Source organism: Halalkalibacillus halophilus DSM 18494 (assembly GCF_000423105.1).
In the GTDB taxonomy this organism is placed as follows: domain Bacteria; phylum Bacillota; class Bacilli; order Bacillales; family Alkalibacillaceae; genus Halalkalibacillus; species Halalkalibacillus halophilus.
Window position 1 is genome coordinate 26,085 of sequence record NZ_AUHI01000006.1, and the last position, 15,661, is coordinate 41,745.

General features: G+C 38.7%; 16 protein-coding genes. 2 read left to right on the forward strand and 14 right to left on the reverse strand.

The window, feature by feature from the left end; translation table 11 throughout:
* Window positions 1–72: 72 nt before the first annotated feature.
* Window positions 73–939, forward strand: coding sequence for a hypothetical protein (locus G532_RS0103780; RefSeq protein ID WP_027963603.1), 867 nt, complete (start codon window positions 73–75; stop codon window positions 937–939).
* 63 nt (window positions 940–1,002) lie between these two features.
* On the opposite strand, the gene G532_RS0103785 is transcribed toward G532_RS0103780, so the two are convergent.
* From G532_RS0103785 to G532_RS0103795, 3 genes are all read right to left on the reverse strand, one after another.
* A complete protein-coding gene (locus G532_RS0103785; RefSeq protein ID WP_027963604.1) occupies window positions 1,003–1,236 on the reverse strand; it encodes a hypothetical protein in 234 nt (77 codons plus the stop codon).
* A gap of 148 nt (window positions 1,237–1,384) precedes the next feature.
* Window positions 1,385–2,731 (reverse strand): alpha/beta hydrolase, encoded by a 1,347-nt coding sequence (locus tag G532_RS15590; RefSeq protein ID WP_051189045.1) that lies wholly within the window; start codon window positions 2,729–2,731, stop codon window positions 1,385–1,387.
* Window positions 2,732–2,744: 13 nt separating this feature from the next.
* Window positions 2,745–3,227 (reverse strand): DUF456 domain-containing protein, encoded by a 483-nt coding sequence (locus G532_RS0103795; RefSeq protein WP_027963605.1) that lies wholly within the window; start codon window positions 3,225–3,227, stop codon window positions 2,745–2,747.
* 192 nt (window positions 3,228–3,419) lie between these two features.
* Here G532_RS0103795 and htpX point away from each other — a divergent pair, with 192 nt between their 5' ends.
* A complete protein-coding gene (gene htpX / locus G532_RS0103800; protein ID WP_027963606.1) occupies window positions 3,420–4,325 on the forward strand; it encodes a protease HtpX in 906 nt (301 codons plus the stop codon).
* A 68-nt stretch (window positions 4,326–4,393) separates the two neighbouring features.
* On the opposite strand, the gene G532_RS0103805 is transcribed toward htpX, so the two are convergent.
* The 11 genes from G532_RS0103805 to G532_RS14715 all read right to left on the reverse strand — a co-directional run bounded on the left by G532_RS0103805 (window position 4,394) and on the right by G532_RS14715 (window position 15,645).
* Window positions 4,394–5,500, reverse strand: a complete 1,107-nt coding sequence (locus tag G532_RS0103805; RefSeq protein ID WP_027963607.1) for an ABC transporter permease — start codon at window positions 5,498–5,500, stop codon at window positions 4,394–4,396.
* Complete coding sequence (locus tag G532_RS0103810) at window positions 5,501–6,775, reverse strand: ABC transporter permease (RefSeq protein ID WP_027963608.1); 1,275 nt, start codon at window positions 6,773–6,775, stop codon at window positions 5,501–5,503.
* A 12-nt stretch (window positions 6,776–6,787) separates the two neighbouring features.
* Window positions 6,788–7,720: an ABC transporter ATP-binding protein gene (locus G532_RS0103815; protein WP_027963609.1), complete on the reverse strand. Its 933-nt coding sequence runs from the start codon at window positions 7,718–7,720 to the stop codon at window positions 6,788–6,790.
* A gap of 112 nt (window positions 7,721–7,832) precedes the next feature.
* Window positions 7,833–8,471 carry a response regulator transcription factor gene (locus tag G532_RS0103820; RefSeq protein WP_027963610.1) on the reverse strand — a complete coding sequence of 213 codons (639 nt, stop codon included), beginning with the start codon at window positions 8,469–8,471 and terminating at the stop codon, window positions 7,833–7,835.
* Window positions 8,468–9,589, reverse strand: a complete 1,122-nt coding sequence (locus tag G532_RS0103825) for a sensor histidine kinase (RefSeq protein WP_027963611.1) — start codon at window positions 9,587–9,589, stop codon at window positions 8,468–8,470. Before G532_RS0103825 ends, G532_RS0103820 begins: the two co-directional genes overlap by 4 nt.
* A gap of 101 nt (window positions 9,590–9,690) precedes the next feature.
* Window positions 9,691–11,109, reverse strand: coding sequence for a hypothetical protein (locus G532_RS0103830; protein WP_027963612.1), 1,419 nt, complete (start codon window positions 11,107–11,109; stop codon window positions 9,691–9,693).
* 202 nt (window positions 11,110–11,311) lie between these two features.
* Complete coding sequence (locus G532_RS15595) at window positions 11,312–11,872, reverse strand: DUF6241 domain-containing protein (protein WP_051189047.1); 561 nt, start codon at window positions 11,870–11,872, stop codon at window positions 11,312–11,314.
* 144 nt (window positions 11,873–12,016) lie between these two features.
* Entirely contained in the window at window positions 12,017–12,562 is a 546-nt protein-coding gene (locus G532_RS0103840) for an NADPH-dependent FMN reductase (RefSeq protein WP_027963613.1), read from the reverse strand.
* A 284-nt stretch (window positions 12,563–12,846) separates the two neighbouring features.
* Entirely contained in the window at window positions 12,847–13,344 is a 498-nt protein-coding gene (locus G532_RS0103850; protein WP_027963614.1) for a YwgA family protein, read from the reverse strand.
* A 13-nt stretch (window positions 13,345–13,357) separates the two neighbouring features.
* Window positions 13,358–14,656 carry an HD domain-containing protein gene (locus tag G532_RS0103855; RefSeq protein ID WP_027963615.1) on the reverse strand — a complete coding sequence of 433 codons (1,299 nt, stop codon included), beginning with the start codon at window positions 14,654–14,656 and terminating at the stop codon, window positions 13,358–13,360.
* An 83-nt stretch (window positions 14,657–14,739) separates the two neighbouring features.
* Window positions 14,740–15,645, reverse strand: coding sequence for a 5-oxoprolinase subunit C family protein (locus G532_RS14715; RefSeq protein ID WP_035512512.1), 906 nt, complete (start codon window positions 15,643–15,645; stop codon window positions 14,740–14,742).
* Window positions 15,646–15,661 lie beyond the last annotated feature (16 nt).

The window sequence follows — 15,661 nt, forward strand, 5'->3', positions numbered from 1 at the left end:
ATTCAAAAAAATGATAAATCATTACCATTTTTATGGTATTATAAGTTCATACATATGCTGGGGGTATAATAAATGAAAAAGAATTGGATTGGTCCATTACTTATTGTTGGGGTAGTTGTTTGTTTTATGGTAGTAACATCTATTTCTACAGATGGTCCAGAGGCAGAGTCTGAGCTTGGGGATTACCTTGAAGCCATAGAGCTACTTGATCCGGAAATGAGTCCTGAAGAAGTAATACATCTATTAGGAGAACCGCAACAAGATGAGAACTTTTATTCTACTGCTTACATTTATTATTTTGGAACAGATGAAGAGACCGATTTATCAGACCCTTATTTAGGCGCGGTTTACGTTGCATTAGAAGAGGGTAAACTTGATGCCGCTCTTGTGATTAATTGGAACGGAAAAGAGATTTCACAATTGAATGGTTATCATTACGATCCTGAGGAAGAAGCTATCATCGTGCATAATTCCCACTCTTTAGATCCAAATAATAGAAATGGAAATGTTGACTGGCCAACAGAAAGAGTGGAGCATGAACCATTAGATTCTCACACATTGTTTAACGAGCTACTTAACAGAGAAATTGTCCACGGTGCGATCTATTTAATTGAAACGATAGAGCAAGAAAGTTTTATAGTAGCAGAAAAATATAATGGTGAATTTTTTCTTCAGGAAGTTGACGACCATATTTTAGGGTACGTTTTGGGTGAGGAAAGAATCGATATTAGTTTGAAAGAAAATAACTCTCAACAAACTCAAGTTGAATTTTTAGAACAGAAAGACATTACACTCCATTTAGATCAAGGTGAAAATGAAGAAGAAGAAATGAATGACTTCATCGATACGGATTATACTTTTGCCGTTCAAGATAGCAACGGAGAAGATGTCATCCAGCAAATCGAGCAAATCAATATGATGCTTGATAACCGCTACTAACATAAAAGCGCACAGGGTTTATATTGAAGTTCCCTCGAATATATACCCTGTGCGTTATGTATTTTAATAAAAAATTCTGCCTTTTTTCTTTTGTTTCTTCATCATAAGGCTTCCAATTACTAAGACAATTACTCCTAACTGCCAAAAAACCCGCTCTGGCGCTTCAAAAAGTGTATATTGAAGGAAATCCAATACGGATGAAAAGTCATACCCTGGATAAATAAACAGAATAGGGATCACTCCTGCAAGTACCCCCACAACACCTACTATAATTAAGATCTTAGCAAACAATTTCAATGTAACTCCTCCGAGTAAAAAGAAAATTCAAACACTTATCTTTTTTAGCACAATATCACACTTTTCTGAAACTTACAATAGCAATGTGGAAATTCCATACAAAAGTTCATATAAAAAAGAAGCTACCCTGTTGGATAACTTCTATTTATTATGACTCCTCCGTTAATAGGAATTCCGTAATCGACTCGATTAACCCTTCACTTAAAGGCAAGGTAGGATCTTGATACGTTGATATATTTCCCTCTCTACTTTCAGGAGCATCTTTTAGCACATGATTCATTTCATCAAATTCCATATAATTTGCATTTGGCTGAGCTTCAACTAATTGTTCCGCATCCTCTAGTGAAACTTGTAAGTCGCGTCCACCTTGAATAACTAAAAGATCTTTTTGTAAATCTGCGACCACTTCATTCGGATGATGAGCCATCCAACTGATCAAAAATGGTTGAATGTCCCCTCGGAAAGTGGCGTGTAATTCAAGGCTTACCTCACTTACTGTTTGCCCATCCTTTAATTGTTCAATAATCGATTCTGCTTCTGCTAGTTCCTCGCCACTAAGTTCTTCTTCCATTTGTTCATACAACACTTCATCAATCGAACGACCAGCTCCAGCAAGTGAGACCACCTTAGACACATTTGATTGTTCAGCAGCTAACATACTCACAAGTGCTCCCTGACTATGACCAATAAGATAAATGTCCGTGAATCGGTCATCTTCTTCTAAAAGGTCCACCCAAGAAATAGCATCAGACACAAAGTGGTGGAAACGTAAATTTTGCTCGGAAATTAGAGCTTCCGCATTCTCTTTTACACCTCTTTTGCTGTAACGCAAGCTTGCAATGCCTTCTTCTGCTAACCCTTCTGCTATCATACGCAAACTATCATTATTACCACCAGCACCATTACCATTACGATCAGTAGGTCCTGACCCAGGTATAATGATTGCTACGGGACTAGGTTCCTCATCTACTTCAAGCAATTCACCTCGAAGTTCTCCATAATTCGTTTCTACAGAAAGGAATTCATCTTCTGCTTCTTCTTCATCCAATTCTTCACGTTCTCCGCGCACGACGTTGAATGGGAACGTTTGACTTTGTTGATTAAAAATCCCTTCAATTACTTCCTCATCTTCTATTAGTTCCCCTTCAAAATGTATATATTGATTAGGGTGATCCATTTCAAAAGAGATCTCGTTTTCATCCACTTCAAGCTCGCTAAGTGGGTAGTTCTCCAAATCCTGAGCAGGAATATGAATGAAACCACGAAGCTCTTCTTCGTCGTCATAATTTATTGTTATATCAATTTCTAACTCCTGATTCGGCACTTGGATGACTCCATGCCAATCATCGATAAACTTTTCAGATGCTAATTGTTCCTCTTCCTCCTCCTCAGATTCCTCTTCAGGATCTTCTTCAGGAGCAGACTCTGGATCATCATCTGAACATGCTACCATAACCAAAATTATAAGCATCCCGAATAATAATAATTTTTTCATCTCATCACCTATTTTAAATAATAATAACTACAAAGAACCAGATAATCATCATCGTGATTATAATAAATTTCGCGAAAGCTCCACTTAAAAATCCTAAAAAGGACCCAATAGAAGCCTGTACAGCCTCATCAAACGTTCTTCGTTGCATCAACTCTGTAATAAACACCGCAACAACCGGTACTATTAATATACCGAAAGGAGGAAAAATGAATGACCCAACAATAACTCCAATTGCTGCTACCCATTCCCCACGTTTGGAACCTCCATAACGTTTCACAAAGTAACTATTTGCAATAATATCAGCAACGATAACTATAATTGTTAATACGGCCATTGCTGTCCAAAACATCCAAGTCAGTTCATCCCCATTAATTGCAAAGTGATAAACTAAAAATCCTCCCCATAATACAAGAGGTGCAGGTATGATTGGAAAAATTATTCCTGCATAACTACCAATAAAAAGTGCTACAACAATAAGCCACCATATTACTTCCATCTATGATCCTCCAAATAATTCCGCAAGTATTCTTACTTTATATGTTATCACGTTTTACAATATTAAGCTTGCACAATTGTTCCGAATAATGTTAGAAATTGTTCATACAATTCAAACGCAAACGGATTCCTTTAAAAAACCGTTCGTGCTATAATATTGTATGGATAATAAAGATTCTAGGAGGATACACAATTGGGTAAAAGAATACTATTTTTCCTATTAACAAATATTCTAGTTCTAACAACGATTGTTGTTGTATGGAGTATCATTAGTACTTATTTCGGTCTTGGAGGAATTCAGGACGGTTCAGGACCTTACGGAATTAACTTACTTTCATTAGCAATATTCAGTATTTTAGTTGGTTTTGCCGGTTCCTTTATCTCCCTTGCCATGTCACGTTGGATGGCAAAGAAAATGATGAAGGTACAAGTGCTAGACCCGAACGAAAACTTATCTACAGCAGAACGTCAGCTAGTAGAACGCGTTCATAGACTTTCACGCTCAGCTGGTCTTATGCATATGCCAGAAGTGGGAATCTACAATTCAAAAGAAGTAAATGCTTTTGCTACTGGTCCATCTAAAAAACGCTCTTTAGTTGCCGTTTCAAGCGGTTTACTACAAAGCATGGACGATGACGCGGTAGAGGGTGTGCTCGCACACGAAGTTGCTCACGTATCGAATGGTGACATGGTAACGATGACGTTACTGCAAGGTGTCGTCAACACGTTCGTTGTCTTCTTCTCTCGTATCGCAGCGATTATCGTTTCAAACTTTGTAAGAGCGGAAATGCGTTTCATCGTTCAAATTGTCGCGATTATCGTATTCCAAATTTTATTCTCTATCTTAGGAAGCATCGTTGTGATGGGTTACTCTCGTTACCGCGAGTTCCACGCAGACCGCGGCGGAGCAGATCTTGCTGGGAAAGATAAAATGGCACACGCGTTACGTTCATTGCAAAACCAAGTAGCTAATATGGATGATCGTACAGACGATAGTGCGGTTCAAACATTGAAAATCAATAACAAAGGTGGAATGGCGAGATTATTCTCCTCTCACCCACCACTTGAAGAACGCATTCGTCGTTTAGAAGCTAAATAAAATAGGTAAAGGGTGGCGAGACAATCATTTCGCCACCCTTTTTTTATTTTTTCTTAATAGTCTATAACTTAATTCGTACGCCGCTCCATCAAATTAATCCCTACACCCATTAACAGCACTCCAATTAACAATAGAATGGCTAACGAATGTAAAACATCTGAGAGCTGTTCCCCAAACATAGATACACTTTTCAATGCATCCATCGCATACGTAACCGGTATAAACTGAGAAATCGTTAGCATGATTTCATTTTGTACTGCTTCCATTGGCCAAAAGGCGCCACCAATCATTGCCATACTTACCGTGATAATCGGTACGACAGCATTTAATTGTTCTAAGGAACTTACCAATCCGAGAATTAACATTCCTAAAGCAACGATCGTAAATACAAAACAAGCTACAATCAGTATAATCACAGGTAACCTGGCCCCTAACTCAAAATCAAAGAAGTAGTAAAATACACTAAAGATCAAAGCAATCTGGGTAAATCCTAATAAAAATGCAAAGCTCATATAGGAAGTATAAACATGAATTTTCCTAACTGGAGATAAGATAATTCGATCTAATGTACCTGTACGTTTTTCCGTTGCAATTTTAGATAAGCTAAAGATAATTGTGTACATGGCGAAGAATAAACTCATTCCAAATAAAGACTGTAATTGTTGATTATATCCCGTATCTTCAGCTGACTCATTTGCCGATTGCGCATTTACAGCTACCGGTGGGGAGGCTAACTCTTCCTGGATATCTTCTCGTAAACCTTGGTAATCCGTTTGTTCTTCCACATAAGTCAGCCGATTTTCTTTCATAAAGATGGGTTGCACCACTTGTGCTAATAGCATCGACTGTTCATTTTCAGCAAGAGTAAGGAGTTTGTAGTTATTTTCCTCAACCGACAAAGCCAAACTTTCATTACCAAGCGCAACATCCTCGGTTGCCTCAGATTCGGACACTTCTTCAAAAGAGTAACCATTAATTTCATTCAACCGCTCTAACCAAGTCGCTTTTTCTTCCTGACTCAATTGTTCATCAAAAACCGTCGGAACCTGAACCGAATTTTGGACATTGAATCCGCTCATTGCGAAAATAAATGCGAAAGTCATTAACGTCATTGCTAAAAACAAAATCGGTTCTTTCAAAACCCTCTGCCATTGCAGTAAAAACAATGCTTTCATTTAACCCACCTTCTTTCCGGGAAAGACTAACAAACTAATACAAAGGAAGAGCACAGATAATCCTACAAGTTTCCATAATAATGGAGTAATAAATTGAAGTGACAATCCTTGTGTCCACTGTAAAAATGCATTTAACGCAATTCCATTAGGTACCCAATTTCCAATTTCACTAATAACACTTGAGATCTGCGAAGTTGGGAAAAAGCTCCCGCCTACAAAAGCTAAAATACTAACAATACCAAATGAGAATATATTTGAAATCACTTCACTTTCCCCGCGCATCGATACTGCAGTAAGTAATGCAGCGATCGTGCCTACACAAAAAGCAAATAGAATAGTAATTAAGCCAACTCCTGCCCATTGCTCCATCCCTCGAATCGTAAATCCTGACAAAAAGGTTGAGGCAATGGTTATTAAAAACATCATTTGTAAGAACACCAGAATGGTTGTCGATCCAACTTTCCCAAGTAAATATTTTAATGGATGCTGTCCAGATAAAATAATCCGGTGAAATACGTGATAGTGATTTTCTAAATAAGCTTTACTAGAAATGGTTGAGGCAACATACAAAGCGAACATGACAGCCATCCCAAAAGCGTAATATTGAATAGAGGACAAAGGGTCTTGGTCCGTTACCGATTCTAACCCACCTAAATTCGAATTAGGCTGCTGCTCCATCATCGCAATAGCATCTTCACCCACAATTTGACTGATGGCTAACTCCATATTAAATTGCTCTGTTATTTGTACAACGACGTCTTCAAAAATAGTAGATAAAAACTGATTCTCGGTGCCGTGTTGAATTGTGATTTCTCCACCATCACCTTCATCTAAAATTCCTTTTTGAAGGACATCATAGGTGAATTCATCTGGAAATGTCAGAACCGCTGCTACTTCTTCCTCTTCTAATGCATCCTGAGCTTCTGACTTGCTAACGTATTCTACAGTGAGCATTTCTGCTAAATCCCCTGATTCAAACGCCGACTGGTAGATTTGAATAGGCTCAGCCTCGCTTAAGCTATCTGTTAATGAATCACGGTCTATGGTTGCTCCTGCCGATTCTAAATCATCAATGATCTGTTCGACCCCTGCATCCGCATCATCTTCCATGACAACAGCTACACGTAAATCTAAGTCACCTATGTCGCCTGCCATCATGCCCCTTAATGCAAACCCTAATATTACCGTAAGAATTAATGGCATTAGCAGTAAAACTAATAATTCCGTCCGATCTCTTACTAATACCGTCATGTCTTTTTTCAAAAATGGAAGCATCCGGTCCACCCCCTAGTCCCTTAATTTTCTTCCTGTAAGATGTAAAAACACATCTTCTAATGTCGGAACTTGAATATTAGCACTAACTATTTGAACCTCTTCAGATTCTGCTATGTTAAAAATTGATCCTAATAAGCGGCTCCCCTTAGGAACAATTAATTTTAACGAAGTGTCGTTTTCAATTACTTGCAGCACACCATCTAGGTTCTTCATTCGTTCAGTAAAAGATTGCTTGCTTTGGTCTAATGTCAGTAATACCGTCTCTTCACTTGATAAAATACTAATTAATTCTTGCTTTGTTCCTGTTGCAATAACTTTTCCGTGATCCATGATATAAATTCGGTCACATAATCTTTCTACTTCTTCCATGTAGTGACTCGTATATAGAACGGTCATACCTTTTTCTGTATTCAATCTCCGGACCATTTCCAGAATATGATTCCTAGATTGTGGATCGATCCCAACAGTTGGTTCATCCATAATAATGATTTGCGGGTCATGAATTAACGCTACTGCAATATTAATTCGTCGCTTCATTCCACCCGAATATTTCGAGACTTGCTCATTTTTTCTTTCTTCCAGGCCAACGATATCTAATACACTAGTAATTTTTAATTCCAACTCTTTTCCTTTCAAACCATAAAGCTTTCCAAAGAATTTCAGATTTTCATAAGCTGATAATTCAGGGTATAAAGCAATATCCTGTGGCACTACACCTAGTACATTCCTAATCTTATTTGGTTTTTTCAACACATTTTCGCCGTTCCATTTCACGTCGCCTGAAGTAGGGTCCATCAAAGTAGAAATCATCGAAATAGCTGTTGATTTACCAGCCCCATTCGGACCTAATAACCCCACCGATTCCCCTTCTTCTAAATAGAGATTAATATCATCTACAGCTACGTTCTTCTTAAATACCTTCCGTAATCCGACCGCTTCTAACATTTTAAAACCTCCCATTCCGATTAATTATATGTTCATCATAAAAAAATAAAGCCAGTGCGAACACTGCCTTCCGTCACTAACTTTATAAATCACCCATGACCTTAGTCACTTTTTAAACAATTTGATGTTTAATTGCGAAAATCGCAAGCTGGGTTCGATCCCTTAGTTCTAATTTATCTAACAGTACACTAATGTGATTTTTCACAGTACCAATAGATAGCGCCAATTCACTTGCGATTTCCTTATTACTTTTCCCTTCACCGATCTTCTTTAATATATCCATCTCTCTCTTAGTTACATTTTTAAGTTCCTCTTTTGAATGCTTTTGACGTTGGTCCATTAATTTAGGAATCACTTTCGCCGCTACTTCCCCTTGGATATGAAGGCCACCCTGCAAACAACTTTTAATCGATTTAATTAAAGAGCTCGCATCAGCATCCTTTAACATATAACCATGTGCGCCAATTCTCAGCGCCTCTAAGACATACTCATCGTCATTAAACGTCGTAAGCATTAACACTTTCATATTTGGCCATCTGTTCAATATTAATTCCGCAGCTTTTAACCCGTCCATCTCAGGCATACGAATATCTAAAATCGCAATATCAAACCATTGCTTTTCACATAATGCTATTGCTTCTTTTCCATTTCGTGCGATCCCCGTAACTTCAAGCTCTTCATCTGTTTCAATCATCATTTTCAAACCTTCTACTACAAGCGACTGGTCTTCAGCTAACAATACACGAGTCAACGTTCTCCACTCCTTTCTACTAAAGGTAAAGTTCCACGTACAATAAATTGATTTTGGTAGACTAAAAGGTCTAAAGTTCCACCAGATTGTTTCACTCTTTCTCTCATTGAAGTCAGCCCATAGCCTTCTCGAAAAGTAAATTGCTCCCTTACCGGGTTACTTATTTCAAACCGAAAAACACGTTCCCCAGGAGACTCAAATACTATATTCGCTTCACGCTCTTTACTGTGGCGCATCACATTGGTTAACGCTTCTTGAACTGCCCTATACGTTGTAACGGTCTGCTCCACATCCAAGTCAGCTGAAAAAGCGCGATTTTTAATCGAGAAATTGATTCGAATGAAGTTTTCCGCCTCAAGCTTTCGAATTAACCGGATGATTGCAGACAAGCCACCTACTTCTTCCTGACTCATTGCCTTAACAGCGTTTCTCGTCTCGTCTAAGCTTTGCTTGGCAAGTTCCTTTAACAAACGTATATCTTCGGTGTCTTGTTTGAGACGAAGTACTTCGATTTGCATTAACAGACTCGTTAATTTGTGACCGACCCTGTCGTGAATCTCTCTACCAATATGAGTGCGTTCCTCTTGTCTCACGTGCGTTTCATTAGAAGATACCGTTCTTTTCAACCTGCGATATTCATCCAATAAAGCCTCATGCCTGGACGATAAGTCTTCCCATTTTCCTTTTAAAATAAATGCAAGGATAAATAAGGTGCTTAGAACCACGATATAAAAGCTCGTAAACACAAACGATAAATTAGAAGTTAAAAATAATCCCCCTGCTGAAATAATTGATAGGGAAATAAAATAAAACTTTGGCAATCGAAAACCTGCTTCTGCAGCTATATATGTAAAAATAATCAATACGTATGGATTCGTACTTTCGCCTTGCGAAGTTGAAAATGTAAACCAAGTCAGTAATGCAGCGAGACTTAATAATATGAATATAGCAACTTTTTGATTATTAAATAATGAAATGAGGAAAATTACCGCAAAGAATGCAGCACTCGCAAACCACGTACTATAACCCACTTCTGCAAAGCTGCCATTGCTCGTATGCAATCCAAGTCCCCAGCTCACAAATAGAATACTTAGCCAAACCCATATTAAATGACGCAATTCCAATCACCAACTACCATTTTCTTTTATCATAACATTGATTATACCAAAAAATTCCCCTAAAAAATAAACTGCCTCCACGTGGAAGGCAGTTTGCGATTTTACCAAATCCACAAAGCTATTAACGTCGCTACAACTAAGCCCACAATTACAGGCAAAAAGTTTTTCCTTGCTAGTTCCATAACGGAAACACCACAGAAACCAGCCACCGCAACTAAAGAAGACCACGCAACCAGTGTACCTCCACCAGTCCAGATCGAACCTAGCTGCCCAATCGCGGCAAGCGTTGTTGCGTCAACTGTACCAACAGCCAGCGCTTCTGAAAGGGCGCCAGTTAAAGGCAAACCGGAAAACCCGGATCCATCTAATCCCGTAATAATTCCGATTAAAAGAATACCGAAAGCGGTCAAGAATGCACTTTCAGGAATCGCCGTTTGACCAGCTTCTACAAGGTCAAACAAGAATGCTGGTGGCGTTTCTTCTAAGGACAAAATGCTACCAGAAAACTCACCACTTCCTAAGAAAAAGAATCCCGCAATCGGAATAACAGGACCCATTGCTTTAAAGGCAAACACGAATCCATTCGTAATATGCTCCCCAATACGGTCAAGTGCATTAATCTTACCAAAAGCAATCGATGCCAGTGCAAGTAATAATACAGCAACTCCACCAATTAATGCAGCCCCGTCGCCGCCTTCAAATCCTCCAGATCTGCCACCATCAATCTTAGTGAAGATCATGAAAATCATTATCGCTAACATTGCAATTGGAACAATCACTGCAAAGACATGCTTCCACTTTTCATTAGAGGGAACGAGTTCTGTCTTAACTTCCTCTTGCCCAGGTAGTTTCTTTAATTCCACTAGATTTAAAGGATTATTTGATTTACGTATTTTCTTACGGTACATAGCGTAAACGATCCCTAACGCCACTCCACCAGTTATCAAAGATAATACCAGTGCTTGATCAGCAATAGCTCCTGCATCTAACCCTGTTGTAGAGGCGCTTAAAGTTGGAGCAACCTGCATGATATAATCACTTGATAAAGCCATCCCTTGACCCGCAAGTGCCACAACCATTGCAGCCGCCATAATTGGTAGTCCAGCCTTAACTGCAGCAGGCACAAGCAAAGCACATATTAATGGAACAGCTGGTGTCGGCCAGAAGAACAAAGATATAACAAAAGTAACACTAAGCAAAATCACAAAAGCCACATGACCATTTGTCATAAACTTTTGTATCGGGGCGATCATCTGCTGATCTGCTCCTAAATCTTTTAGCGAATGAAGTAATGCGACCATAAAAGTTATAATAAGGAAAATGCTAAATAGTTCAGTAGCTGCTGTCATATTCGCATTAAATACTGCCGTAAATCCGATCACTAAGCTACCCGTATGAACCCAGGCAACCAAAAACGTCCCAACGAGTGTTGGTAAAACGACACCCTTTCTTAAAATCATCGTTACAATTACAGCTATAGTAACAAAGGCATATAACCCATGCGCAAACGTTAAATCCATTTTGATGCCACCTCCCTGTGACATCATATGACGTTTGTTGTAAAAGGGTGTTTGCCTAAGTAACAAAGTGTTTTGCGATTTTGAGTCGGGTCGCATCATCATTCGGCAATTCCTATGTAGACTTCCTAATTAAATGATTCACGTTCGCTTTAAAACAACTAAAAAACCATATAACTTAATAACTAAGTTATATGGTTACCTATTAATGTCCTTCTTGTTCTTCTATATACGCTTGTTCTTCCTCTTTGGTCATAACTCCAGTAGCTTTACCTATTGTGCCACCTTGCATGTTCCATATGATATTGTGATCGACATCTGCTTGAGAGAAATCTCCAGCTTTCCACCGTTCTAAGATATCACGATATTCTTCTTCGTTCTCCCCTACATCTACTTGGTCGAGTCCATTTAATAGCCATTCAATTCGTCGGTCCGTAATTAAATAGAAACCCCACTTTTCATCAGCGTGAATCTTTTGGTGTGACATCCCGTGTATGTATTCTTGAAAATGACGATTGGCTAACTCGTCTTGCTCTGTAGTCCCACCAAATGGATTTAAGCCTTCCTCTTCATATCTCTCTACATCTTCTTCACTTTCGAAGGTCTCGGCTTGTTCTCTGTTCGCTACTAGGTCTTCCTCTTCCGTATCCTCCTGCATAGCATCATTGCCAAATAAGACATGGTAACCATACCACCCACCGTAACTAACCGCACCCACCACAACAATGGTTAGAATGATAAGTGAGCTTTTAAGAATTTTCGACATCCAATCCCCCTAGTATTTTACTAGGTTTATTTTCCCACACAAAAATACTTATTTCAAATAATTACATATTAAACCAATAATAGTTACATTGTTTCAAAAAAATAAAGCCCTTCTAGTAAGGGCTTTATTCCACATTAGTTACTTTTAAACTAATTCGATTAATTTTGAGATTAATTTTTCGTATCTATTAACTTCCGCTTCTGGAAGCACTAAATTATCATGTTCATCGAAAAGATCTCCTGCACTACTAACTAGTACGCGAGGTTGTGGTGGCACATGAACATTCAAGTGACTTAGTACTTCACGAAGGTGCAATTGCGCTTGAATGGTTCCACTATTTCCAGGGGTCGCTCCAACAATTCCAGCAACTTTACCACTGATCGAATTATTTCCACCTGGCCTCGTTAACCAATCGATGCCATTTTTCAGCACTCCTGGGAAAGAACCATTATATTGTGGTGTCGCGAATAAAACGATATCAGCAGACTCCACTTTTTCTTTGAAATTAGCTACTACTTCCGGTAAAGGGTTTTCCTCATCCTCATTAAATACTGGCACCTGCTTATAATCAACATATTCAAAACTTGCATTTTCAGGTAGGAAATCCTCTGCTCTTTCCAAAAGCTTTTTATTTACAGAATCCTCTCTTAAACTACCACTAATTCCGATTATTTTAATTGATTTTGACATCTAATCTTCCTCTCTAATCTATGTAGACAATACCTATCGTAAAAAAGATTGTCTTTCTAATCAAGAATTACGCATTCTTCTAACTATAACTACTCCTATGCCGGCAAAACAGTTTATACACCCGTATTACAGTTCCTTTGCCGGCATACCGAGCCATCCACCCGATTGGAGCTTCCAACCGCCCGAAAACATGTGCCGTTCGCCCGAATCACAACCCTCTTCGCCGGAAAGCAATTTCTTCATAGTCATCTAATGAAAAAACAAGGGGATTAATCCCCTTGTTTTTAGTGAGCCTTCATCTTTCGAATAAATTCCCATGCTTCTGAAAAATCTTCTTCTGTATAATTCTGCTTACTTTTTACGGTGAGAACTTTTTCCTCTACTTCTTCTTGCGTAAATTCTTCGAAATATAACATCGTAGATACAAGTTCTAAGAATTTAGAGCTTTTAGAGTCCATCTCCTCCATCAGCCCTGTCATATCTGATACACCTACGTCCGCTTCTGCTAGAAAACCTTCTCCTTGCTCGGTTAGGTAGTAACGATATTGAAAATAACCTTTTTCCTTTTCTTTCGCTTCGCCTATGAACCCGAGATTGCATAGTTCTTCTATACGCGTTGACAGTTCTTCAGAATAAGGTCCGTAAAAATGAAAAGAATATCTTTCGGAAAATGGGAAGCCGGATTTCTTTAAGATATACACCATCTTCTGCAACCTTTTTCGCCCCACGATTTCGTTTGCTTGTTTAAAGAACGCCATCAATTTCGCGTGATCCTCAAGCATGATTCCATCCCCTTTACCCTTTTAAAATTTCAAGTATACGTTGTTTCGCTTTCGAGTCATCTGGAAGCTCATGAATTAGATCTTTGGCATAATAAAGTTTGTGATCTGTCCGCTTCTTACCTGAGATTGCCTCTACAATTTCAGACTGTCTTGATAACTCTTTCAACTCACCACTCGGCAATTGCAAATGAATTGGAAGCCTTTCCTCTTCTTCCCCTGGTCGGTAAAAATCATAAGGTAAGTCGGAAGAAGAATCCATTTCTAAATAATAACTAGGATCAATTCCTGCTTCTATGAAACTCTCTTTTAAATCCATCAATTCACGGTACTGTGTCCCTGGGTTAAATTCTATATATTTAAATAAATCTCTATTAATAAACCGGCGACATAAATCAGCTAGAATTTCATCCGATTCTTCTTGCCACGTATGAAAATAATACATTACCACATTCTCATCGAGTTTTAAATAGTCCTTCAAGCTTACATCTTTGTGGAAGAAACTCTCAAAATGCTTAGGCTCAAATTCGAATGCATAATCGGAGGAGAAAAAAAGATCTCTAGCTCGATGAAGAATTTTTGAAAGGATCACTTCTGCACTTCTTGTCACAGGATGAAAATAAACTTGCCAATACATTTGATAACGACTCATAATATAATCTTCTACTGCATGCATACCACTTTCTTTAATTACTACTTGATCTTCTTTCGGCCGCATCACACGTAAAATACGCTCCATGTCAAAATGACCGTAGCTAACTCCAGTAAAATATGCATCTCGCTGTAAATAATCCATTCGATCGGCATCAATCTGACTTGATATAAGACTTACCACCAATTTATTGGAGTACGTTTTATGAATGACATCCGCCACATCTTGCGGAAACTGGTCACTTACTTTTCTTAATATCTGATTCACTTCCGTATCACCTAAAATAATTGCTCTCGTGAAATCTTCATGGTCCAAATCAAACACTTTTTCAAAGGAATGAGAATAAGGTCCATGGCCGAGATCATGTAGGAGGGCAGCACATAAACAAAGAATACGTTCCTCTTCATCCCAGTAGGTTTGGCCTTTAAAATTCTCTAAGATTCTTCTAACAATTTCATAGACACCTAATGAATGGTTAAAACGACTATGTTCTGCTCCGTGAAAAGTGTAAAACGTGGTACCAAGCTGTTTAATTCTTCTTAGTCGTTGGAACTCTGCGGTACTTACCAAATCCCAAATAATTCGATCACGAACATGTATGTAACGATGTACGGGGTCTTTGAATACCTTTTCTTCATCCAGTTTTTCATCCTGATAAGCCATGTTTACAGCCCTTTCTTCTTTCACGCCATTAGTTACCTATATTATATCTGTTTCGACAATTGAATAAAAGCATGTACACAAAATCACTTTCTCCAATCGCTAAGGATACTCTCCGCTTCTTTTAAAGTCACCTTTTTAAAACGAACAAGTCCCCCAGGTGGTAATTGAGCGAGTTTATAATGATCAACTGTGATGACGGTGCCTAACGTGGCATACCCACCAGTCGTTTGACGATCGGCTAATAAGATCATCGGCTGACCACTAGAGGGTACTTGAATCGTACCAAACGTAGTCACATTGGACACAATATCTGCCCCATCGAGATGCTTCAGTTGTTCTCCCGCTTCTAATACACAGCCCATGCGATCTCCCTTTTTCATCACATATTCAGCTTGATAAAAATAATCTATTGATGGTGCTGTAAATTTATCTGCATATGGACTTTCTATTACTCTTAAAGTAACTTCTTTTGTGTAAGTTGGAATATCTTCTATACTAGCTTTGTATTGAGCAATACCATTTGATTGAGATGCTACATGAATGACCTCTCCAGATTCTAACCGTTTACCAAATCCACCTCGTTCATAGGTTGATTGGCTTTCTAAGTACACTGGTGATTTCACCCCACCTGCAATACAGATATAAGCTCTCACCCCAGCCTTTGGTTGATTAAAGGTTAGTACTTGTCCTTGTTCAACATGTAGTAGGGCATATCTTTCCACGTCCTCACCATCTAACTGAACAGACAAGTCTGCCCCGGTGATTACTATCTCTAATGAATCTAAACATTCCAACTCTGCCCCTGAATAGGTTACCTCTAGTCCTGCAGCATGATCTTCATTACCCACCATTCGATTTCCTAAAATGAGCGCATACCGATCCAATGCTCCGGAAACTGGTACACCAATATCCTGATATCCTACCCTACCTAGGTCTTGAATTGTAAGCATTAATCCTGGTTCTATAACTTTTATAGCTCCATCGCTCATAGTAAACACTCCCAAG